The 21,116-nt window shown below is 62.2% G+C and carries 12 protein-coding genes; 9 read left to right on the top strand and 3 right to left on the bottom strand.

The window, feature by feature from the left end; genetic code table 11:
- Nucleotides 1–50: 50 nt before the first annotated feature.
- Nucleotides 51–779 (bottom strand): PEP-CTERM sorting domain-containing protein, encoded by a 729-nt coding sequence (locus tag HZ994_06685; protein ID QTN32027.1) that lies wholly within the window; start codon nucleotides 777–779, stop codon nucleotides 51–53.
- 1,016 nt (nucleotides 780–1,795) lie between these two features.
- Complete coding sequence (locus HZ994_06690) at nucleotides 1,796–2,494, bottom strand: DUF1080 domain-containing protein (protein QTN32028.1); 699 nt, start codon at nucleotides 2,492–2,494, stop codon at nucleotides 1,796–1,798.
- Between the two features lie 1,332 nt (nucleotides 2,495–3,826).
- Here HZ994_06690 and HZ994_06695 point away from each other — a divergent pair.
- On the top strand, nucleotides 3,827–5,437 hold the full coding sequence (locus HZ994_06695) for a sulfatase (protein ID QTN32029.1): 1,611 nt from the start codon (nucleotides 3,827–3,829) through the stop codon (nucleotides 5,435–5,437).
- A 225-nt stretch (nucleotides 5,438–5,662) separates the two neighbouring features.
- On the opposite strand, the gene HZ994_06700 is transcribed toward HZ994_06695, so the two are convergent.
- Nucleotides 5,663–6,742 carry a substrate-binding domain-containing protein gene (locus HZ994_06700; protein ID QTN32030.1) on the bottom strand — a complete coding sequence of 360 codons (1,080 nt, stop codon included), beginning with the start codon at nucleotides 6,740–6,742 and terminating at the stop codon, nucleotides 5,663–5,665.
- 208 nt (nucleotides 6,743–6,950) lie between these two features.
- Between HZ994_06700 and HZ994_06705 the strand changes: the two genes are divergently transcribed.
- From HZ994_06705 to HZ994_06740, 8 genes are all read left to right on the top strand, one after another.
- Nucleotides 6,951–7,703: a hypothetical protein gene (locus HZ994_06705; GenBank protein ID QTN32031.1), complete on the top strand. Its 753-nt coding sequence runs from the start codon at nucleotides 6,951–6,953 to the stop codon at nucleotides 7,701–7,703.
- A gap of 80 nt (nucleotides 7,704–7,783) precedes the next feature.
- Nucleotides 7,784–9,244, top strand: coding sequence for a sulfatase (locus HZ994_06710; GenBank protein QTN32032.1), 1,461 nt, complete (start codon nucleotides 7,784–7,786; stop codon nucleotides 9,242–9,244).
- A gap of 267 nt (nucleotides 9,245–9,511) precedes the next feature.
- Complete coding sequence (locus tag HZ994_06715; protein ID QTN32033.1) at nucleotides 9,512–12,907, top strand: hypothetical protein; 3,396 nt, start codon at nucleotides 9,512–9,514, stop codon at nucleotides 12,905–12,907.
- Between the two features lie 69 nt (nucleotides 12,908–12,976).
- Nucleotides 12,977–13,648 (top strand): hypothetical protein, encoded by a 672-nt coding sequence (locus HZ994_06720; GenBank protein QTN32034.1) that lies wholly within the window; start codon nucleotides 12,977–12,979, stop codon nucleotides 13,646–13,648.
- A 12-nt stretch (nucleotides 13,649–13,660) separates the two neighbouring features.
- Nucleotides 13,661–15,604 (top strand): hypothetical protein, encoded by a 1,944-nt coding sequence (locus HZ994_06725; GenBank protein QTN32035.1) that lies wholly within the window; start codon nucleotides 13,661–13,663, stop codon nucleotides 15,602–15,604.
- Between the two features lie 21 nt (nucleotides 15,605–15,625).
- Nucleotides 15,626–17,119: a sulfatase-like hydrolase/transferase gene (locus HZ994_06730; GenBank protein QTN32036.1), complete on the top strand. Its 1,494-nt coding sequence runs from the start codon at nucleotides 15,626–15,628 to the stop codon at nucleotides 17,117–17,119.
- Nucleotides 17,116–17,955 carry a DUF1961 family protein gene (locus tag HZ994_06735; protein QTN32037.1) on the top strand — a complete coding sequence of 280 codons (840 nt, stop codon included), beginning with the start codon at nucleotides 17,116–17,118 and terminating at the stop codon, nucleotides 17,953–17,955. Before HZ994_06730 ends, HZ994_06735 begins: the two co-directional genes overlap by 4 nt.
- Nucleotides 17,956–17,971: 16 nt before the next feature.
- On the top strand, nucleotides 17,972–21,109 hold the full coding sequence (locus tag HZ994_06740) for a DUF1553 domain-containing protein (protein QTN32038.1): 3,138 nt from the start codon (nucleotides 17,972–17,974) through the stop codon (nucleotides 21,107–21,109).
- Nucleotides 21,110–21,116: the final 7 nt, after the last annotated feature.

Genomic DNA, 21,116 nt, shown 5'->3' on the forward strand with positions numbered 1-21,116 from the left:
TGGGAGCTTGGGAAGGAAGCCTTATGATAGCCCCTTGCCGCTGATGCGGATCAGGCGCGGCGGCGGCGGAGAAGGGCGAGCATACCGAGTGCGCCGAGGAGGGCTGTGGAGGGCTCGGGGACGATGGACGCAGTGCCGTTGTTCCAGAAATACGCATCGCCATCAATCGTGCCTGCGAGTGATTTCAGATCCTGATTGAATGCTCCCGCTGAACTAAACGTGCCAGCACGGTCACCATTATTGACGCTTCTTGTTCCGACTGACAGGGAATTGTTTCCATTCCAGTTTGCCTGAGGGCTGGTCACTGTGCCGCTATCAACTATGGGACTTAAACCCACTCCGAAGGAGTAAGCGCCGCCCGCTCCACTGTAAACGAGGGCGGCCACTGTTTGGACGCCTGCAGTCAAAACCCCACCACTGTGCAGGATTGCTATGCCACTCCCGTCGCCAAAAGATGTGTCAGTGGGGGTGTAAACATTGCCGCCACCGGACTTCGAGAGGAAAATCGGAGTGCCATCCAGCAAATACAAAGCTGTGCCGCTGGTTTGACCACCAATTTCCATAAGGGTCACCAAGCCGGTGAGATCGGCGGCCGTCGGCGTGAATGTGATGTTAAAGGCCATCCCATCCGCCTGTACTATTCCTGATGGTGTAACGCCAGCTGTAGCACCACCTGCACGCTTGGCATCGCCCGGGAGCAGGTTTACAATGATTGCGGAATGGGCGGCAGGGGCGCCGAGGAGGATGGCTAGCAATGCCAGTCTTGTTGGATTTTTCATATCGGGTTTGGTTCTTGGATTTGTTCGGGAGCCTTGCATGTGAGGCTTTACGCACTTGATCAAACCAAAAACGGTAAGCGCGCGATAGTCCCCAAAGTGATGACAAGGCAGGGACGGTCTCTCCGAGCCGTCCATATCTCACGGCGGTTTTTCACGGAAAGGAACCGTTGGGATCCCCCAAGCCGTGAGATATGGACGTTTTGGGAAAAACGTCCCTGCCGTTCCCGCAGGCAGGGACGGCAATCCTTGCCGTCCATATCTAGCGGCGGTTCATACGGAAAGGAACCGATGGGATCCCCAAAGCCGTCAGATATGGACGTTTTGGGAAAAACGTCCCTGCCGTTCCCGCAGGCAGGGACGGCAATCCTTGCCGTCCATATCTCGCGGCGCTTCATACGAAAAGGAACCGATGGGATCCCCCAAGCCGTCAGATATGGACGTTTTGGGAAAAACGTCCCTGCCTAGGCGCATTCCACGGGCAGGGACGGCAATCCTTGCCGTCCATATCTCGCGGCGCTTCATACGAAAAGGAACCGATGGGATCCCCCAAGCCGTCAGATATGGACGTTTTGGGAAAAACGTCCCTGCCTGGGCGCGTTCCGCAGGCAGGGACGGCAATCCTTGCCGTCCATATCTCGCGGCGCTTCACACGGAAAGCAACCGTTGGGATCCCCCAAGCCGTCAGATATGGACGTTTTTGGGAAAATGTCCCTGCCTAGGCGCATTCCACGGGCAGGGACGGCAATCCTTGCCGTCCATATCTCGCGGCGCTTCACACGGAAAGCAACCGTTGGGATCTCACGAGCCGCCAGATATGGACGTTTTGGGAAAAACGTCCCTGCCCGGGGGCGTTCCGCGGGCAGGGACGGCAATCCTTGCCGTCCATATCTCGCGGCGCTTCATACGGAGAGGGACCGATGGGATCTCACTGGCCGCCAGATATGGACGTTTTGGGAAAAACGTCCCTGCCCGGGCGCGTTCTGCAGGCAGGGACGGCAATCCTTGCCGTCCATACCTCAGCCACCCACCTTGAGCTCGATGTCCTTGTAATACGCCGTGCTGCCGGGATCGTGGCCCTGGATGGCGAAGGTGCCGCTGCCGAGCTTGCGGCCGGGCATGCCCTGCAGGGCTTTCGCGGGATCGAAGCCCTCAGGCTCCGTCCACTCGACCGTGGTCTTGCCATTCACCTTGATCGTGATCGTCTTCCCTTTCACGATGATGTGGTAGTCGAACCACTCGCCGTCGGTGTTCGGCGCTTTCTCGACGACGATGTTCTCCAGGCTCCCTGGAGGAGCCTTCTGGCCGGGCGCGAGCACGAGGACATTCACCACGCCGTAAAGGCTGCCGGTTTTCTTGGGATCCCCGTGGGTGGCGTTCACCTGGCACTCGAAGCCCTTCGAAGGCCAGCCCTTGTCCTCATACTCCGTATGGAAATACACTCCGCCATTGGCCTTCGGCAGGGTCTTCACCTTGAGCTTCAGCTCGAAATCCGTGAACGACGCCTTGCCGTCCGCGCCCATGTAAAACAGGTGGGCGCGCCCGTTGCTGACTTTCAGGGCACCGTCCTCCACTGAGAAGGAGCCCGGCGTTTCCTCGTTCGACTTCCAGCCGGTGAGGTCCTTGCCGTTGAAGATGGAGACAAAGCCGTCCTCGGCGCTTGCCACGGATGCGAGCATGGCGAAGGCCGATGCGATAAGCAGGGTTGTTTTTTTCATCACGGAGATTCAAAGAGAGCGAACCGCACATGTCCAGTGGCGAGGTGATCGCAGGCCGTCCACAAAGTGATGACAGCCAGATCTGGCCAAGGCAGGGACGGCAATCCTTGCCGTCCATATCTCGCGGCGGTTCACACGGAAAGGAACCGATGGGATCACCCAAGCCGCCAGATATGGACGTTTTGGGAAAAACGTCCCTGCCGGGACATTGCCTACCAACCCCTTGTCCCATCACCCCGCAAAACATAAGGCCATTTCTCGAATGAATCCACGAGACCGCCACGCACAGGATTTTCACGGATGTAATCCCATTTGTCGGTCATGTCGGAATCCCCCCTGACCCTGTGGTCGAAATAATCCCTCTGCCACTCGGTCCCGAACGTCTTCGCCGTGTATCGTTTCCAGCTCTTGATGAGATTCCCCATCCCAAGGCCTTTGTCGTTGTTGAAGGAGATCAGGCATGGAAATGATCCGGCATGAGCAGCGCGAGGAAGACATGCCATTTGCCGAGATCCTGGTAGAAGCTCAATGCATCGAGCAATCCCTCAGCCACCCCGGGCAGCGTGAGCTGCGGTTCGCCGCGTTTTTGGCAATTGATCGTGATGAAGAAAACCGCGTTCTCCGGTGCCCATGACGGCGGGCGGTGAAAGTCACCCCTTGCTTTCCGTTTTGAAAATTCCTCCGCCAAACCAAGGCAAATTGCGGATCAACGGTGCCAGAAGGTCAAACCAAAAGGCAGGGACGGCAATCCTTGCCGTCCATATCTCGCAGCGGTTTTCACGGAAAGGAACCGATGGGATCACCCAGGCCGCCAGATATGGACGTTTTGGGAAAAATGCCCCTGCCGTTCCCGCAGGCAGGGACGGTCTCTCCGAGCCGTCCATATCTCACGGCGCTTCACACGGAAAGGAACCGTTGGGATCACCCGGGCCGTCAGATATGGACGTTTTGGGAAAAACGTCCCTGCCCGGGCGCGTCCCACGGGCAGGGACGGCAATCCTTGCCGTCCATATCTCGCGGCGCTTCACACGGAAAGGAACCGATGGGATCACCCAGGCCGCCAGATATGGACGTTTTGGGAAAAACGTCCCTGCCCGGGCGCGTCCCACGGGCAGGGACGGCAATCCTTGCCGTCCATATCTCGCGGCGCTTCACACGGAAAGGAACCGATGGGATCTCACGGGCCGCCAGATATGGACGTTTTGGGAAAAACGTCCCTGCCTGGGCGCAATTCCATCCGCAGGATAAACCGGATATCGCAACAGTCCCCAAAGCGATGACAAAGGCGGGTTATCCTTGGCAAGGGGCGGAGAAGGGGGATTGACTCGGATCATGTGCCGTTTCAATCCGCACCAACCCAAGACCATCATGGAATCCACCGCAACCCCCGTCCCGCGCTTCTCCGCAATCCTGTTTACCCTGCTCGCCGCTACGACTGCCCTTCACGCATCCGCACCCGTTCCCACGGAAATCGTTCCCGGGAAAATCCCCGGCGCGAAGCCGCGCAACGTGGTCTTCATCCTCTCCGATGACCACCGCTACGATGCGATGAGCTTCCTCGGCCACCAGTTCGCGAAGACCCCGGTGATGGACTCCATGGCCGCGAACGGCGCCTACGTGAAAAACGCCTTGGTGACCACCTCGCTCTGCTCCCCAAGCCGCGCGTCCATCCTCACCGGGCTCTACACCTTCCGCCATCGTGTGATCGACAACAACCGCGCGATCCCCAAGGGCACGGTCTATTTCCCGCAATACATCCAGAAGGCCGGCTATGCGACCTGCTTCATCGGCAAATGGCACATGGGCGGGGAAAGCGATGAGCCGCAGCCCGGCTGGGATCATTGGGTCAGCTTCCGCGGGCAGGGAAATTATTATCCGCCATCGCCCGACTACACGCTCAACGTCGATGGCAAGCGCGTGAAACAGAAGGGCTACATCACCGGCGAGCTCACCGACTACGCCATCGACTGGCTGAAGCAGCAGAAGCCTTCCGAAAAACCCTTCTGCCTCTACCTGTCCCACAAGGCCGTCCACGCGAACTTCACCCCCGAGCCGAAGTATGAGGACAGCTTGAAGGATCTGCCCTTCAAACGCCCCGCGACCGAGGCCAGCACCCCCGGCAACCTGCTCCAGCCCCGCTGGCTGCGCGACCAGCGGAACTCCTGGCACGGCGTCGATTTCCCCTACCACAGCGAGCTGAACATCGAGGGCTACTACAAGCGCTACTGCGAGGCGCTCCGCTCCGTGGACGACAGCATCGGCCGCGTGATGCAGCAGCTCAAGGACATGGGCGTCTATGACGACACCCTGGTGATCTATATGGGCGACAACGGTTTCATGTTCGGCGAGCACGGCCTCATCGACAAGCGCGTGGCCTACGAGGCCTCGATGCGCGTGCCAATGCTCGTCCAGTGCCCTTCCCTCATCAAGGGCGGCACGGTGGTGGACGAAATGGTCGCCAACATCGACGTCGCGCCGACCATCATGGAGGCGATGGGGCTGGAAAAACCCGCGCACATGGACGGCGAGAGTTTCCTGCCGCTGGCCGAGGGCAAGGAAACCAAATGGCGCGACGATTTCCTCTACGTCTATTACTGGGAGAAAAATTTCCCGCAGACCCCCACCACCTTCGCAATCCGCAGCGACCGCTTCAAATACATCACCTACTACGGCCTCTGGGATGCCGATGAATTCTACTATCTCCAGAGCGACCCCGACGAAAGCAAGAACCTCCTCTACGACCCCGCCTTCAAGGCGCAGGCAAAGCAGATGGAGAACAGGCTCTACAAAATGATGGGCGAATTCGGCGGGATGGAAATCCCCCTGAACCAGCCCGCCGGCGGCATCAACAACATCCGCCTCCGCGAGCGCGGCGGCGAAAAGGCCTCCGATTTCCCGCCGCCCATGGTCGTCGATGAGCCGGTCAACACGGATGCGAACTGACCCGAATGGCACGGGATTAAGCCGTCTTTCGTGAAATAGGCAGGGACGACAATCCTTGTCGTCCATATCTCGCGGAGCTTCGCGCGGAAAGGAACCGATGGGATCCCACAAGCCGTCAGATATGGACGTTTTGGAAAAACGTCCCTGCCTTCTTGGCTTAATCCCGTGCCATTCCGAACTGACCCCCGATGCCGGCATCCCGGAGCCCGTGACTGCCGGAAACCGTCAAGGCCGCGGCCTCGGTACCGGCCCCATGGTTCCGCCGGGAACAAAGCGCGCCGGGTAGAGGATCTGGCGGCGATCCTGTTTTCCGTGGCTGAGATTCACCGCCCAGCGCACCGTCCGCCTCACCCAGAGCGCGCTGTCCGCCCTGAACTGCGCCGCGCTAGGCTGTTGCCAATCCAGCACCGCGTCGCCATCCGGACAGACCAGCGAAACATCGCCCGGCACCGCGATCCCCCGCGAGGACAGGAACTGCTGCACGGCCACGAAGACCTTCGCTTCCTGCACGATCAGCGCCGTCGGAGGGGTCGCTACGAAGATTTTCCGCAGGCAGGCGTGCAAACCCTCGCTGTCGCTGCTCGGCCACAGGGGAAAATGGTAATCCCCCGTCTCGATTCCATGCGCCTTGAGCACATCGAGGAACTCGGTCTCGGGATGCTCGGGCTCCGGTGTCCGCCGGTTCGGGCGGGCGATCATCACGATGCGCCGGTGCCCCAGCCGCACCAGCTCCTCGGTGCACTCCCGGAACGGCGGCCCGAAGTCCGGCCCGGTCGCCGCGATCGGCAGCCCGCGGAAACTGCCCAGGAAGCCGAACACCGGAAACGGCTGCTCGGCGAACCAATCGTAAACCTCCCGCGAGGCGGCATGCACGATCCAGGCGTCCGCCTTGGTTTGCGCCACCAAACGCTTGATGCGCCGGACATCCATCCCCAGCTCCATCAAGCCCTTCTCGGCCGGGAAGGGCTCGTGCCCCGCCTCGATCAAGCGGTGCTGGAGATCGCTGATGTATGGGCCGTAGGGGCCGTGCCGCCGCCATAGCAACATCGCGATCCGCAGTTGCGAGGCCGCCCGGCCGCCCTCCGCCGAGACGATCTTCCGGCGCCTGCCCGCTCCCTGCGCCTCCAGCACGCCCTCCTTTTCCAGCAGCGCCAGCGCGTTCTCCGCCGTCTGGTTGCTCACCTCCAGCTCCCGCGCCAGCTCATGCCTGCCCGGCATCCATTTCGCCCACCTCCCCTGCGCGATCTGCTCCCGCAAATAAACGGCGGCCTGTTCGGTGATGGTGAGGAATCGCGGTCCCGGCATGGCGCAAACTTGCCTGAAAGGTGGGCAGGTTGTCGAGTGGGAAAAAAATTGCCTCCCATCGGATGATCCATTCTGATCCTTTACGGACAAAACAATCCGGCACAACACCGTTTCGGATTCCGTCCTCACTTTGGGGACTATCCGAGTGCCTTGAAATGTGCTGAGATGATAGGCTCCAAAAGGAAGCAAACAAACCATGAAACAAACCATGAAAAACACCAGATATATCCCCGTTCTCGCCGCGCTCGCGCTCGGCATCACCTCCAGCCACGCCGCGATCACTCTTGTCAATACGGGATTCGCCGCTACCAATGGTAGTGGTCAAAGCGGCACTCTGACGAGGGATGTGGCCACTTATACCTATAGCTACGACGCTGGCGCAAGTTTCGACATGCTGGTGGTGACCGTCAGTCGTGAAGGGGGAGGGGGACTCAGTGTGACTTATGCCAATGTCGGCATGAATTCGGCGACCCCGACAGCTGGCAGCACCGGCGTCAGCATCTACTACCTCAACACCACCGCGTCCAGCGGGGACATCGTGTTGAATTTCGGTGGCGGATCCAATGGCGTCGGCATCGGCATCGCAGCGATCAAGAGTGACAATGGTGACCCGATTGCTGTCTTTGACGCCGATTTCGGCACCGGCACCAGCATCAGCATCGACACTGCGGATGACAGCTTCACGATGTGGGCGATCGACACCAACCTCGGCCCTTTCGACGATCTCCCCGCAGTCCAAATCAACAAGAACACGGATGTCGGATCCAACGGCTATGCCGCCGCTTATAAATTGGTTACTACGGGTTCCGTTGGAGACACTTACTCTTATAACTTCACCGGCACTACAGGAACTCAGGCAGCCCGGGGAATCGCGGCAGCCAACTTCGTGGTCGTCCCCGAGCCCTCCGCCGCCCTGCTCGGCGCTCTGGGAGCACTCTGCCTGCTCCGCCGTCGCCGTTGATTCTTCGGCGGTTTCCACGCATCCGTCTTCCATGCCCCGTTCCGCCCGCCGGAACGGGGCATTTCCTTGAACCCGATACAATGAAACTTCCCCTCTTCCTTTTCACCGCCCTGCTATCGGCATTCGTCGCCGTGCCCTTCGCATCCTCCGCGCCGCGCCCGAACGTCCTGCTCATCATGGTGGACGACCTGAATTACGAACTCGGCTGCTACGGCAGCAAGAGCGCGAAGTCGCCGCACATCGATTCCTTCGCGGCGAGCGCGACGCGGTTCACGCGGGCCTATTGCCAGGCTCCGCTCTGCAACCCCTCCCGCACCAGCATGCTCACCGGACTGCGGCCGGAAAGCATCGGGGTGATCGACAACAACACGCATTTCCGCTGGAAGCGCCCGGACATCCGGACCCTGCCGCAGAAATTCCAGGCGGCGGGCTGGCGCGCGGAGGCATACGGGAAAATTTTCCACGGCGGCAGCACGCCCATCGAAGACGGCGCCTCGTGGGATGCCGGCCCGGGCACCGGCAAGCCCCTGCCCGTTCAGCCCGCGCAAACCGGGAAGCCCGACCGGAATGTGGAACCGAAGCCCGATGCGAAGACCGCCCGCCAAAAGAACAACCCCTGGGACAACTGGGGGGCCATCCCCGGAGGCGACACCGCGGCGGGAGACGGCAAATTCTCCCGCTCCGCCGCCGCCGCGATGAAGCGGATGAAGGACGCGCCGTTTTTCCTCGCCGTCGGTTTCAAGAAACCCCACGCGCCGCTGATGGCGCCGGAGGCCTACTTCGCCATGCACACCCCGCAGGCCGCGCATTTGCCGAAGAGTTTCCGCTACCCCGACGAGCCGCCGATCACCTACCTGCCCGCCGTCGCGCTGAGGCCGAACTTCGACCTCTTCGGCCCGCAGCGCACGGTCACCGGCACCCGCGACGAGGCGCTCTCCGCCCGCGCCGCCTACGCCGCCTGCGTTTCCTACATCGACGCGCAGGTCGGCATCGTGCTCGACACCCTCGACGAACTGGGACTCCGCGACAACACCATCGTGATCTTCGTCAGCGACCACGGCTTCCACCTCGGCGAGCACGGCCTGTGGTCCAAGATGACCCTGCTGGAGGAAAGCCTGCGCGCGCCGATGATGATCCGCGCCCCGGGGATCGCGCCCGGAGTCTGCGGGCGCGTGGTCGAGCTGTTGGATATTTATCCTACAACACTCGATCTCGCCGGCCTGCCCGCCGCCGATCATGCCGAAGGCCGCAGCCTCGCACCGTTGATGCGCCAGCCGGACCGTGAGTGGCCGCACCCCGCCTACGCCCAGCTGCCCCGCCAGCCGAATCTCCCCGGCGGAGCCCGGATGACCGAGGAAATGGGTGGCCGGAGCGTCCATCTGGATCGCTGGCACTACGTGCGGTGGAACGGCGGGGAGGAGGCGCTCTTCGACCTCACGGGCGACCCTTTCGAGATGGAGAACCTCGTCGGCAAACCCGAACACGACGCCACCCTTGCCGACATGAGGAAACGGATGGAGGCGTATCCGGCGAAGCCCTGAATCCGCATCGGCGGGAGTCCCCAGGGTCTCCCCGGCACGGGTTCCAACCTGTATGAAAAGCAGGCAAGTCGAGCGAAGGGAATCCCCTTGCCACGCGGCATTTCCAACAGGTCTATGGCGCGGTGCCGCGTCACGGAAACACCCGGACCCGCAGGGAGCTACCGGCGTGTCGTCGCAATGGTGACTAGCAAGCGATCATTAAAACCTGTAATTACCATGTATCCGCATCATCAGGTCTTGCATGATCGCGCCAAACCCAAGTTCCGCATGAACCCGAAATCCGAGTCCCATCCATCATCCGCCGGTCACCGCCGCATGGCCCGGCGTGGTTTTGCGCTTGTGGCGACCCTCACGATGATGGTGTTGCTGGTGCTGCTGGCGGTCGGTCTGCTGAGCCTTTCGGCGGTCTCGCTGCGCGCATCGTCTCAAAACTCCGCCATGGCCGCGGCGCAGGCAAACGCCCGGATGGCCCTGATGCTGGCGATCGGCCAGTTGCAGTCCGAGCTTGGGCCGGACTCGAGGATTTCCGCACCGCACGATCTGGCGGGTGGGGACTCCGGCGGGCGGCCGCACTGGACCGCGGTTTACGATGCCTGGAAGGCTCCGGATCCTGCGAGCAATGTGGCAGATTCGCCCGGAGATCGGAAAGTCGTCTTCCGCAAATGGCTGGTCTCCGGCGAAGCGGGGACAACCGCTGACGAGATCCTGCTGGTGGGACCGGGCACGCTCGGCTCGCCTTCGGCGGCGGTTGACCAAGTGCGTGTGCCATCCCAAAAACTGGATGCAGGCAGCCGCAGCGGGCGGATCGCATGGTGGACATCCGATGAAGGGATGAAGGCCAGGATCAACGCGGGGCCGGACGACAGCCCGTTGGTGCAGGACGTTTCCAACCCGCTGTTCCATGTGCAGTCCCCGCCGCATCCCGACCATCGGGTGTTCGCCGCGCTCGGGAATTTCGAATGGAAGGACGGCCAGAGGGAAATGGCGCTTTCCCAAGGGCAGGTCAATCTCGCCGCCGGGTTGGGGAAAGCCGGTCTGGGCTCTTCTTTCCATGATCTCACCGTCCACAGCGAAGGCGTGCTGGCCGATGTGAGGACGGGACGGCTGAAACGGGATCTCACGCAGCTCCTGAGCCGCCCGCTTTCCGAGCTGGAGGACAAGCCGCTTTACCTCGCCGACGGGCGCATCAACCGCTTCGATATCACCCCGGCTGGAGTGGTGGCCAACAGGTCGTTTGTGGGGCCATGGAGCTCCTCGCGTTACAAGGCGGCCGAATGGGGCATCAATCTCGAGGAACTCGCCCTCTTCCACAACATCCACCGCGAGATCGACTGGTCCGGAGGGGTGCCGACGCTTGCCACCAAGGATAGCGCGGACGGTCTCGCCATGGACCGCTTCTACATGTATGGCAAGCCCGCGATCGAAGCGATACAGTTCATCCTGTGCCTGCAGGCGGTCCAGACCGGCGGCACTGCGGCCGACCCCATCTACAAGATGCAGATGATGTGCGACGGGATGGTCGTCCTCGCCAACCCCAACGATGTGCGACTGCGCTTCCCGCCGGGTCTCGTGAAATTCCTGGACCTGATCACCCTGCCCTACGATGTGAAACTGAAGATCACGAAGGCGAACGGCTCCATCCTCGAAAGGAAGACGATCCCCCCGAAAAACAAGCTTTTCGTCGGCTACATCGAGGGCGGCTTCGGCGGAATGCCGGCCGATGGCTTCGATCTCGAACCCGGGGAAGCCGCCGCCTTCGGATCGACCACGGCAAGCGGATACGACCTGAACATCCGCCGTGGATTCGTCCCCAGCGGCGGGGTCAGCATGTCGTGGAACCTGAATGTCACCGGGCTGAAAAAGGCCGACATGGTGGACTTCGAGCTATTGAAAACCACGGCCGCGAGGAACAACTCCAACAGCAACATGTATTACCAGGCGTGGCATGGCAATCCGGGGGGCAGGCGGATCTTCGAATCCGCAAACCTGACCAAGGATAGCGGCGCGCCGGATGGCGACCTGATGAATGCTTTCCTCCCGGAGAAAATCCTTCCGCCCCAGGTTCGGCCGGTCAGCGACTTCATCGACAAGCCGCAGCCGATCATGGTGATGAGCGTCATCAAGAATGTGGAACAAAGCTCCAGCGCGAACAATCCCGACGCCTTGCCCTCGCGGCCCTTCCTGCTCGATGAACCCGCTACCGGGGGAGGTGCGATCTGGCGGAATGCGATTCCCCACGACTTGCATGCCTCCCAGCTGCTGTTCACGGCGGAGCCGCTCAACTACCAGTTCCGCTCCCTCGCCGCCGGTGCGGGAGGGCGCAACGTGTATCACGGCGGCGGACGCCAGCCTTCGGTCGGTGGTGAGTTCCGGGTGATCAAGCGCCGGATCCCGCTTGCCCCGCCGCTCTCGCTCGGGGCCTTCGAGAACGCCATCGCCGGCAGTTTCGGCGCCCACTTCGGGGAGGTCAGCAGTGCCTGGGGCACGATCGGCCCGGGTGTCGATCCGGACAATACGGCACTCGCCAGCACCCTCGGGGCCGGCTTTCCGGTCATCTCCAAGGCGATCGGGAATTCCTTCACAAATCCCTTCCTCGCGCCCGGTCAGGTTTACCGCCCGGGCAGCGGCAGCGGCACCGTGGGACGGGTGGCCACCGACCCGTCATGGATGGTGAATACGGCGCTCTGGGATTCCTGGTTCCTCTCCGGAATCGTGGACGGTAGCGGCACCGCCGCCGCCAATCCCATGAAAGACCTCCGCACCCCCCGCGCCCAGTTCCGCGATCTCGCGGAGGGAACCGGGACGCTCAGGAACACACGTTTCCGCTTCCATCCCCACAAGTCTCCGGAAATGGCGCTCGACGAGCTGTTCACCGGGGAGGGGTTCAAGGGCGCGGCGCTCAACACCCTCGGGAAATACCTCCTGATCGACGGAGCCTTCAACGTGAACTCCACCTCCGCCGAGGCATGGACCGCGATGTTCCGCAGCGTGGCCGGCCAGGAGCTGCTCGGCTCGACCAAGACTTTCACCAACCCCTTCTGCACCCTCGGCTACACGGCCAGTGAAGCAACCTCCGGCCCGCAAGGCGACTGGAGCGGCCTCCGCGACCTTACCGACGCTCAGATCACGGATTTGGCCAAGGCGACCGTGGAGGAAGTGAAAGCGCGCGGCCCTTTCCTCAGCATGGCGGATTTCGTGAACCGGCGGCCGAACTCCGGCGATTCCGGCCAGCAGGTTCTCGGCGCGCTTCAGGCGGCCATCGACAAGAGCGGCCTCAACGACCGCTTCACGGCGGGCAACCGGAAGGTCACACAAGCCGATCTGGATCCCCTGGATGGCAATGGAAGCGTGGCTAACGAGCCCGCGCCCGCCCGCGCGATCGGAGCCGCCGGTCACCTCCGCCAGGCAAACATCCTCACCGCCCTCGGTTCCCAGACCAGCGTGAGATCGGATACCTTCGTGGTCCGTGCCTACGGCGACAGCCGCGACAAGGCCGGCAACATCCAGGCGACCGCTTACTGCGAGGCGGTCGTCCAGCGCGTGCCGGAATTCCTTGATCCAAGCGATCCGCCCGAGGTCACTCCGGTTTCCCCTGTCAACCAACTCTTCGGGCGAGCCTTCCGGATGGTTTCCTTCCGCTGGCTCGCGCCTTCCGAGATATAAACCGCTTGTCCGATGCATTCGCTTCACCACCACCCTTCCTTTCTGCTCGCCGCTGTTTTCTGCTCGGCCATGGCATTCGCCCCGTGCTTGGTCGCGGAACCCGCATCCACCGCCACACCCGGCGGCACCAGGGATTCCGCCCCGAAAGTCCGCCTGGTCTTCCTGTCGACCCTCGCGCAGGACGAAGTGTTGGTTCTCGCATCCCCCGGCGAGGATGGGAAATGGACGGAGCACGGGGAATTGAAAGCGAGGCCGTCGTTCATCACCGATTGGCTTGAAGTGCCCGCCGGTGAGACCCACCTCACCCGCCGGACACCCGAAGGTCTGGTTTCCAAAGGGAAATTCAACGTTCCTCCGCGTGCCCGCTCCGTTCTCGCGGTCATTGTGGCCGATCCGGCTGCTGAAAACTATCGCTCAAAGGTAATCGATCCTGCGAAGCAGGGGTTCGCGCGCGGCTCGACCCTTGTCATGAATCTCAGCAAAAACAGCGCGTTGGTGGTTCTCGGCGGAACCCGGCTTACCGTGGAACCGGCAGCCACGAAGGTTTCCAAGGCGACCCCGGAAGCCAACGGCATGTACCGGATGCTTGCAGGCTACAAGGATAAGGACGATAAATTGGTCGTATGCTACGACCGCTACGTCTCAAGCGATTCCAAAGCACGCGAGTTCCTGTTTCTTCTTCCCGATGAGAATACGGGCCTGAGGGTTCTCTCGCTTCCCGAATTCGGAGACGTTGACTGACCCGTATTGAACATGATCCGAATCCCCACCATCCCTATCTTGATCTCCCGGCATCGGTTCCTCGCCGTGGCACTCCTGATCGGCGCGGTGGATCTGGTCCAAGCCGACACCCTTTCGGTGGATGAGCGTTTCGCCGGGCATGGGAAACTCGTCGCGGAAACACATGCCGAGTCACTCCAACTGCGCGAAAAGAACCTGCGGAAAACCATCGCTCGCGGCACCGTGTGGCCGTCCGGCGTCTGGGGGGATAACCTTTGGTGCCTCAGCGCCCTTTACCTCAACGAGAAAACCGATGAGGCGAATGCGCGCCTGCTCAAACAGGCGAATGATTTCATCGCATCGAAGCCGGACCCCGCGCTCACCACATCGCCGGAGCATCCCGGCAAACTGCCATGGTCTTTCTTCTCCATCACCGACTACGTGAGGATCCTGTATCTTTTCCACGCAAACAGCACACAATTCCCCGGTCGCCTGGATCCGCAGACCGAGGCGGCGATGAAGGAATCCCTCTGGCTCTGGGTCCGTGGAGCGAGCCGCCTTTCCGAGGTGGGTGCGGACGACCAATTCCTGCTCCTGGGCACGGAAAACCACGATCTCAACCGACGGCCGCCGTATTATCTCATCACCGCATTCCTGAAAGAGGATCCCGCCTATCGCGACAGGAAGCTCGATGACGGGCACAGCGTCGCCGAGCATGCCGCCGCCTACACCCGGTTCTTCCGCGAATGGCCGCGCAGCCGCGCGAAGACCGGCCTCTGGATCGAGATCGGCTCCACCACCTATCAGAAATATTCGTGGCCCGCGCTTTTCAACCTGCACGAGCTTTCGCCCGATCCGGTCATCCGGCACCGCTTCGGGCTGCTGCTCGACCTCGCTTTCATCGAGGAGGCGCAGATCTCGGTGCGGGGACGGCGCGGCGGCGGGCAGAGCCGCGCCGAGGGTGTTCCCAACGGCTTCAGCGGCTACAAGAACCTGCTCTTCGCCCGCGCGGGCCAGCCGGCCGGCTCCAGCCACTCGCGGGTGATCGAGACCAGCCGCTACCAGCTCCCGGCTGCAGCCATCCTGCTGGATAAGCGTGCGTTTCCGGCGGTCAGGCCTTTCGTAATCCGCAACCGCGTTCTCGGCCGGTCGGAGACCCGTGGGGCGGACGGCGAAGCCCAGCGCATCGCCCCCGACTCGGCGCTGGTCAATTACGCCTGGCGCTCTCCGCACTACCTGCTCGGGAGCACCTTGCAAAACCCTTCCCTTGAATATGCCGGCATATCGAGACAGAAACGCTGGTGCGGCCTGCTCATCGACGACCCCTCCGCGGATCGCGTCGGCTCGATCGGGGTGGTCATCGGGAAAACCCGGGGCGGGCGCCCGCAACATTCCTTCTGGAGCGTGCAGCACGAGAACGTGATGATCCTCCAGCGAATCGCCAACGTAAAGGAAGGCGGATCCTACAGCACCGGGGAAATCAGCATGGACTTCGATGCGCCGGGACTCGAGATCATCGACGAGGACGGCTGGATTTTTGCCAGCACCGGCAAGGCCTTCGCCGCCGTGAAATTCCTCGATGGCGGCCACCGCTGGGACAAGGCCCGCAGGGTCGCCTCCCCGGCGGATTTCACCGGGCTGAACGACACCGGGCGCATCCTGCTCCATGCGGGTGACGTCACCACCCATGGTTCGTTCGACCGCTTTCGCGAAAGCCTGCGCGCATGCGAACTCGTGGTCAGCGCCGACAAGGTGGACTACCGTTTCGGAGAGGCCAAACAGCGCCTCGAAATGTTCCGCTACGATGTGAAAGCCCGGGACTCCTTCAGTTTGCCACGCATCAACGGCTCGCCCATCGATCTCCATCCCAAGGCCGTCTACGAGAGCCCCTTTCTCAAAGGAGCCTCAAACAGCGATCGTATCGCCGTAACCGTCGGCCCGGTCCGGCAGGTGCTCGATTTTTCGTCCGCCCCATGATCCGCCCCTGACTCCTTTCCCATGAAGATTCTAACACTTTTCGCGTCCGCCCTCTGGCTTCCCGTGTGCGCAGCGCCCGCGCCGCCGAACATCATCCTCATGATGAGCGACGACCATGGCTGGGAGGAAACCGGTTACAACGGACATCCTCACGTCAAGACCCCGGTGCTCGACGAGATGGCGGCCACGGGGCTGAAGTTCGATCGCTTTTACGCCGCGCATCCGAGCTGCTCGCCGACCCGCGCGAGCTTCCTCACCGGCCGGCACCCGAACCGCATGGGCACCTTCGCGCCGGGTTGGTCGCTGCGGCCGGAGGAAATCACCATCGCCCACCTGCTGTCCAAGGCCGGCTACCACTGCATGCACCTCGGGAAATGGCATGTCGGCGCGGTGAAAGAGGGCTCCCCGCTGAATCCTGGCGCGATGGGATTCGACGAATGGCTGTCCCATGACAACTTCTTCGAACTGGATCCACCGCTCTCGCGCAACGGCGGCCCGCCCCAGGTCTTCAAGGGCGAAAGCTCGGAAGTGCTCGTCAATGAGGCGATCGCGGGCATCGAACGCGCCCGCGATGCCGGCAAGCCGCTCCTGCAGGTCATCTGGTTCGGCTCCCCCCACGAACCCTACAGCGGCCTCCCGCAGGATCTCGCGCTCTATGACGACCTGCCCGCGAAATATACGAAAATGGTGAGCCTCACCTCGAACGAGACCGGCACCCGAACCCGGCGTCCGCAAGGCGAGGTTCTGCGGGAGCGCTACGCGGAAATCACCGCGATGGATCGCGCCATCGGCATGCTCCGCAAGCACCTCAAGGAAACCGGTCTGCGGGAAAACACCCTGCTGCTCTACTGTGGTGACAACGGCACCTCCGCCGAGAGCGCGCTCGGTTTTCCCCACCGCGGAGCGAAGGGGCAAATCTACGAAGGCGGCACGCTGGTGCCCGGCCTGATCGAATGGCCCGTCCGCATCCCGAAGCCCCGCTCCACCTCCTTCCGCGCCACCACCAGCGACCTGCTGCCGACCCTTGCCGCCATCACCGGACAAGCGCTGCCGGATCGGCCGCTCGACGGCACCGACCTCATGCCCGTGATCAATGGCACCCTCGACGCGCGTGCTACCCCCATGGCATTCTGGGACTTCGACACCCGCCGATTCATGGCCACGAATCCGCAACCCTACATCGATCCCGCCCTGCAGGCGGGCACCACGCCGCTGGTCAAGCTCAGCGGCGGCAAGGCCACCCGTGATTTCCTCAACTTCCGTTATCCCGCCGTCAACGAGGCCGATATCCTCGGCCCACGGTCCATCATCGAAGGCGATCACAAACTCGTCGTCCGCGAAACGAAGGGCGAAACCGGCATCGAGTTGTTCGACCTGAAAGCCGATCCGGGCGAGAAGCTCAACCTCACCAAGCAACAACCCGAGCTCACCCGCAAGCTCCAGGCCGACCTCCGCCAATGGCAGGAATCGGTTCTCAAAAGCCTTGACGGGGCAGACTACCACGTTTCGAAATGAAATCCTTTTTCCGCACCGCCGCCATCCTCCTGGCATCCTGCCTGACCACGCCCCTCATGGCGGAGCCTGCGCAGGACAAGGCTGCGTTTGAGAAAGCAGCCGCAGCAGACTGGAAGGAGGTTTTTTCCGACCCCTGCACCGGCGATTGGCGGAAGCAATGGTTTCTCGACGGCGAGGTCGGCACCGTGGTCACCGGGCCGGAGGGCATGGCTCTTACCGCCGGCCCGGAGTTTGGAAATGATGCACACCATATGGTGCTGTGGACGAAGCAAAGCTTCGAAGGGGATCTGAAGATCGGCTACGAATACACCCGCACCGACAACGAGACGCGCTGCGTCAACATCCTCTACATCCAGGCCACGGGCAGCGGAAAAGAGCCGTATGCCCGTGACATCTCGCAATGGAACGAACTCCGCAAGGTGCCCGCAATGGCGACCTACTTCGACCACATGCACACGGTTCATCTCAGCTACGCCGCGTTTCCGAACTCCGGGGAAAACCGCGTTTCCTACATCCGCGCCCGCCGCTACCTGCCCGAGGGCAAAGGGCTCAAGGGCACCGAATTGGCACCTGACTACGAGCCCGAAGGTTTTTTCGCCCAGGACGTGCCCCACCACATCACGGTGATCAAAAGAGGGCGCGAACTTTTCATGCGTGTCGAGAATCCGGAGCGCGTCGGCCACTTCCATTTCAGCAACCCGCACCTCCCGGCGGTGAACGAAGGCCGCGTCGGCTTGCGCCACATGTTCACCCGCTCCGCGCGCTACCGGAATTTCCGGATCAGCAAGCTCCAGGACAGCCCCCCCGCTGGAGAACCCGCCACACCCGTGCCGTAACTAGCCTTTAGCTGAAATGAAATCACGCGCTCATCTTTCCGCACAGGTCGTCTCCCGTCATCCGGTTTCGGCGATCTTTCTGATCGTTGCGCTTTCCGGTGTTTGCCGCGGCGAGGAGCGGGTGGTCAGCTACAACCGGGACGTCCGGCCCATCCTTTCGGAGAATTGCTTTTTCTGCCACGGCTTCGACAAGAACAAGCGCGAGGCCGAACTTCGTCTGGACATCGAGGCGGAAGCGAAGGAGTCCGCGATCGTGGCGGGAAACTCTGCGGCCTCGGAGCTTTTCAAGCGCATCACTTCGGGTGACCCGGATGAGGTCATGCCTCCTGCGGATTCCGTCTACAAACTGAAGCCGGACCAGGTGGAAACGCTGCGGCTTTGGATCGAGCAGGGCGCGGAATACGAGGAGCACTGGGTCTATAAAAAGCTCGAACGTCCACCGGTGCCGCAGGAGGGCGCGGCCACCCCCATCGATTCCTTCCTGCGCCAGACGTGGAAGGAACACGGCGTTTCCCCGGTCGCGGAAGCGGAACCGCGCGTCCTGATCCGGCGGCTGAGCTTCGACCTCCGCGGCCTGCCGCCCACGTCGGAGGAGGTTGCCGATTTCGAGCATGACCCTTCGCCCGCGAAGTTTCAGGAACTTGTCAGGAAATGGACGGAATCGACCGAATACGCCGAACACCAAGGTCTCCGATGGCTGGATCTGGTGCGCTGGGCTGACTCCTCGGGCATGGTCAGCGACGAGCCGATCGCGACCGGGCGTTACCGGAAGTACGTGATCGAGGCGTTCCGCGACAACATGCCTTTCGACCGCTTCACCCGCGAGCAACTCGCCGGCGACCTGCTGCCGAACCCGACCGACGACACGCTCACCGCCTCCGCCTACAACCGCTTGGTGAAGACCAACAGCGAGGCGGGCGTGATCGAGGAAGAGGCGCTGCACGCTCTGAAGGGCGAGCACGTGCGCGCCCTCGGAACCGTCTGGCTCGGCGCGACCACCGGTTGTGCAGAATGCCACGATCACAAATACGATCCGATCTCCGCGAAAGACTACTACTCGCTCGCTGCGTTCTTCGATGACCTCATCGAGGCGGGGGTTTACCAGCCGGGGGATCGCCGTGTGCCGGTCCATTACCTTCACGGGGATCCTGAGTCTGTTAGAGAAGACGCGGAGCTCAGCGCGCAAGCGGAGTCGGTTCGGAAGGAGCTTTACGAAAGCGAACACGATCCCGCCGAACTGGCGGAGTGGGAAAAAGCGATCATCGCAGCGAGCGATGCGGCGGAGAAATCGAAGAAGGAAGCGCCGGTGGACTTCGAATGCGTGCCCGCCGTCATACCTCCTGCGAAGGTCGTCGAAGGGGAGTTTTCCCAAACGGCCGGGGGACGCAAAGTCACCGCCGCGCAAGGCACCATCGACCGCCATCTCGTCGGCGAGTTCATCACCGGCCCGCTGCCGAAGGAGGTGCTCGGGCTTTACACGAACGTCACTCTCGATCCCGCAGATACGCCCGAGTTGATCGCTTTCCAGACGGTCAACGGAGCCTACGGGCGCATGGGCTGGCACCGGGACTATCATGTCACTTACTACTGGGGGCAGGAGGATCATCCGTTTCTGAAAGCCGACTATCCGTGGCTGGAGCCCACCAAGCTCATCCGCATGGGCCCGCTGCCTGAAGCCGGAAAATGCGTGCGGCTCGATGTCCCTGCCGCGAGGTTCCCCAAGACGGAATATTTCCCGGTCGGCATGGGCTGGATCCAGATCGGCGGCACTGCCACCTGGGGCGCGAGCGGCTACCGCACCGATCCCCATCGCGCCTTCCTGAACAACCTCCAGACACCCATGATCCGCTACTGGTGGGAGCTGCCGCTCAACCGCGACGACCGCAACAAGTTCCCCAACCTCGTGGATCTCTCGGCACGGCTCGGCAAAGCCGAACGCAGGCCCATCCATGAGAAATCCATCCGCATCGCTTTCGCCGAAACGAAGCGCCCGGATCTCGTCGCGGAACTGGACGCGATCAATCGCGAGCTTTCCATGCTACGCCGCGATGCCGATACCACCCTGGTCAGCAAAACCGGCCCGCGCAAAATCACCCGCCTCCGTAACCGGGGCGATTTCATGGACAACTCCGGCCCGGTGCTCGAACCCGCTTTCCCATCCCACTTTGTGAATGGCGGGCCGAAAAAAGGACTCACCCGCCTTGATCTCGCGAACTGGCTCACCTCGCCGGAAAACCCGATGACCGCGCGCGTTTTCGTCAACCGCCTCTGGCACCAGTTCTACGGGCGCGGCATCAGCGAGACACTGGTGGATTCCGGAAACCAGGGCGACTGGCCGTCCCACCCCGACCTGCTCGACTGGCTGGCCGCCGAGTTCATCGGGAGCGGATGGGACGTCCGCCACATGGTCCGGCTGATGGTTTCCACCGATGCCTACCGGCTTTCCTCCGTCCCGGATCCGAAGACGGCGGAGATCGATCCGAAGAACCGCCTCATCACCCGCCAGTTGCCGCATCGCCTCGACGCGGAGGAAATCCGCGACACCGCGCTCGCCGCCGCCGGGGTGTTGAGGAAAACGGAGGCCATCCCGGTGCAATCGTTTTTCCCCTATCAGCCGGATGCCTACTGGGAGCAGTCCAACAAAATCATGCTCGGCAGCCGCTACCAGATTTGGGAAACGGCACACGGGGAAGACCAGCACCAGCGCAGCCTCTACACCTACTGGAAACGCCAGAACCCGCACCCGTCCATGCTCGCGTTCGACGCGCCGACCCGGCAGGAATGCACCGCCCAGCGCCCGGTCACGAACTCGCCCGGACAGGCGCTGGCACTGCTCAACGATCCCATCTACATCGAGGCCTCCCGCCTGCTCGCCCGCCGCGTGATGGCTTCCGCGCCGGACGAGAAGACCCGTTTCGCGAATCTCTTCCGCTACGCCCTGCAACGGGAACCCTCGCCGGACGAAACCGAAGTCATCACTCCCTACCTCTCGAAATGGAAAACCCATTTCGAAACCAACGCCGAGGAAGCGCAAGCCCTGCTGGCGATCGGCCAGGATCAGGATGGAAAAGCCCTTCCCGCCGATGAGCATGCCGCCTGGACGAACATGGCGAGGCTCGTTCTCAACCTCCACGAATTCCTGACACGCTCCTGAAAACCCC

It is taken from the genome of Akkermansiaceae bacterium (assembly GCA_017798145.1).
GTDB lineage: Bacteria > Verrucomicrobiota > Verrucomicrobiia > Verrucomicrobiales > Akkermansiaceae > Luteolibacter.

Excerpts from the sequence above, each read along its gene's own strand:
- HZ994_06685 (QTN32027.1), bottom strand. The coding sequence starts at position 779 with ATGAAAAATCCAACAAGACTGGCATTGCTAGCCATCCTCCTCGGCGCC.
- HZ994_06690 (QTN32028.1), bottom strand. The coding sequence starts at position 2,494 with ATGAAAAAAACAACCCTGCTTATCGCATCGGCCTTCGCCATGCTCGCA.
- HZ994_06740 (QTN32038.1), top strand. The coding sequence starts at position 17,972 with ATGAAATCACGCGCTCATCTTTCCGCACAGGTCGTCTCCCGTCATCCG.
- HZ994_06715 (QTN32033.1), top strand. The coding sequence starts at position 9,512 with ATGAACCCGAAATCCGAGTCCCATCCATCATCCGCCGGTCACCGCCGC.
- HZ994_06725 (QTN32035.1), top strand. The coding sequence starts at position 13,661 with ATGATCCGAATCCCCACCATCCCTATCTTGATCTCCCGGCATCGGTTC.
- HZ994_06735 (QTN32037.1), top strand. The coding sequence starts at position 17,116 with ATGAAATCCTTTTTCCGCACCGCCGCCATCCTCCTGGCATCCTGCCTG.
- HZ994_06700 (QTN32030.1), bottom strand. The coding sequence starts at position 6,742 with ATGCCGGGACCGCGATTCCTCACCATCACCGAACAGGCCGCCGTTTAT.
- HZ994_06695 (QTN32029.1), top strand. The coding sequence starts at position 3,827 with ATGTGCCGTTTCAATCCGCACCAACCCAAGACCATCATGGAATCCACC.
- HZ994_06730 (QTN32036.1), top strand. The coding sequence starts at position 15,626 with ATGAAGATTCTAACACTTTTCGCGTCCGCCCTCTGGCTTCCCGTGTGC.
- HZ994_06710 (QTN32032.1), top strand. The coding sequence starts at position 7,784 with ATGAAACTTCCCCTCTTCCTTTTCACCGCCCTGCTATCGGCATTCGTC.
- HZ994_06720 (QTN32034.1), top strand. The coding sequence starts at position 12,977 with ATGGCATTCGCCCCGTGCTTGGTCGCGGAACCCGCATCCACCGCCACA.
- HZ994_06705 (QTN32031.1), top strand. The coding sequence starts at position 6,951 with ATGAAAAACACCAGATATATCCCCGTTCTCGCCGCGCTCGCGCTCGGC.